This is a genomic window from Bacillus sp. JJ1773, assembly GCF_036962035.1.
Classification (GTDB): domain Bacteria; phylum Bacillota; class Bacilli; order Bacillales; family Cytobacillaceae; genus Cytobacillus.
Genome location: NZ_JBALNX010000044.1, coordinates 118,537 through 119,571, shown reverse-complemented (window position 1 = coordinate 119,571; position 1,035 = coordinate 118,537). Strand labels below are relative to the sequence as shown.

Below are 1,035 nucleotides of genomic sequence, written 5' to 3'. Positions count from 1 at the left end.
AATCAGAGGGTCGTAGGTTCGAGTCCTTCATGGCTCACCATTTATATATGCGGGTGTGGCGGAATTGGCAGACGCACCAGACTTAGGATCTGGCGCCGCGAGGCGTGGGGGTTCGACTCCCTTCACCCGCATTAATAAAGATAAGCGGAAGTAGTTCAGTGGTAGAACACCACCTTGCCAAGGTGGGGGTCGCGGGTTCGAATCCCGTCTTCCGCTCCAAACATGCCGGGGTGGCGGAACTGGCAGACGCACAGGACTTAAAATCCTGCGGTAGGTGACTACCGTACCGGTTCGATTCCGGTCCTCGGCACCATTGATATATAATAATGCGCCCGTAGCTCAATTGGATAGAGCGTCTGACTACGGATCAGAAGGTTATGGGTTCGACTCCTTTCGGGCGCGCCATTATATCAAATAATAAGTTTTTTCGGGAAGTAGCTCAGCTTGGTAGAGCACTTGGTTTGGGACCAAGGGGTCGCAGGTTCGAATCCTGTCTTCCCGACCATCTTGAATAATATGGGGCCTTAGCTCAGCTGGGAGAGCGCCTGCCTTGCACGCAGGAGGTCAGCGGTTCGATCCCGCTAGGCTCCACCATATTTAATATATAATTAAATATAATCCTTAATTTGGCGGTGTAGCTCAGCTGGCTAGAGCGTACGGTTCATACCCGTAAGGTCGTGGGTTCGACCCCCTCCGCCGCTACCAAATTAGGACCTTTAGCTCAGCTGGTTAGAGCAGACGGCTCATAACCGTCCGGTCGTAGGTTCGAGTCCTACAAGGTCCACCATATGTTTATTATTTGGAGGAATACCCAAGTCCGGCTGAAGGGATCGGTCTTGAAAACCGACAGGCGGGTCAAACCGCGCAGGGGTTCGAATCCCCTTTCCTCCTCCATATTATGCTAAATATGAGCATAGTAAAAATCATATAAATACTATTATCGCGGGGTGGAGCAGTCCGGTAGCTCGTCGGGCTCATAACCCGAAGGTCGCAGGTTCAAATCCTGTCCCCGCAATTGGTCCGGTAGTTCAGTTG

At 51.9% G+C, this 1,035-nt stretch carries 10 tRNA genes; all 10 read left to right on the top strand.

The annotated features are described in order from the left end of the window. Nucleotides 1-49 precede the first annotated feature (49 nt). The 10 genes from V7127_RS13415 (at nucleotide 50) to V7127_RS13370 (ending at nucleotide 1,015) form a co-directional block, all read left to right on the top strand. Nucleotides 50-131 (top strand) — tRNA-Leu (locus tag V7127_RS13415). A gap of 13 nt (nucleotides 132-144) precedes the next feature. After that, nucleotides 145-219: transfer RNA gene (locus V7127_RS13410), tRNA-Gly, on the top strand. Between the two features lie 5 nt (nucleotides 220-224). Next, nucleotides 225-313, top strand: a tRNA-Leu gene (locus V7127_RS13405). 15 nt (nucleotides 314-328) lie between these two features. Then, a tRNA-Arg gene (locus tag V7127_RS13400) sits at nucleotides 329-405 on the top strand. A 23-nt stretch (nucleotides 406-428) separates the two neighbouring features. Continuing rightward, a tRNA-Pro gene (locus tag V7127_RS13395) sits at nucleotides 429-505 on the top strand. A 13-nt stretch (nucleotides 506-518) separates the two neighbouring features. Beyond that, a tRNA-Ala gene (locus V7127_RS13390) sits at nucleotides 519-594 on the top strand. A gap of 34 nt (nucleotides 595-628) precedes the next feature. Further along, nucleotides 629-705, top strand: a tRNA-Met gene (locus V7127_RS13385). A gap of 5 nt (nucleotides 706-710) precedes the next feature. After that, nucleotides 711-787: transfer RNA gene (locus V7127_RS13380), tRNA-Ile, on the top strand. Between the two features lie 14 nt (nucleotides 788-801). After that, nucleotides 802-894: transfer RNA gene (locus V7127_RS13375), tRNA-Ser, on the top strand. A 47-nt stretch (nucleotides 895-941) separates the two neighbouring features. Further along, nucleotides 942-1,015, top strand: a tRNA-Met gene (locus V7127_RS13370). Nucleotides 1,016-1,035 lie beyond the last annotated feature (20 nt).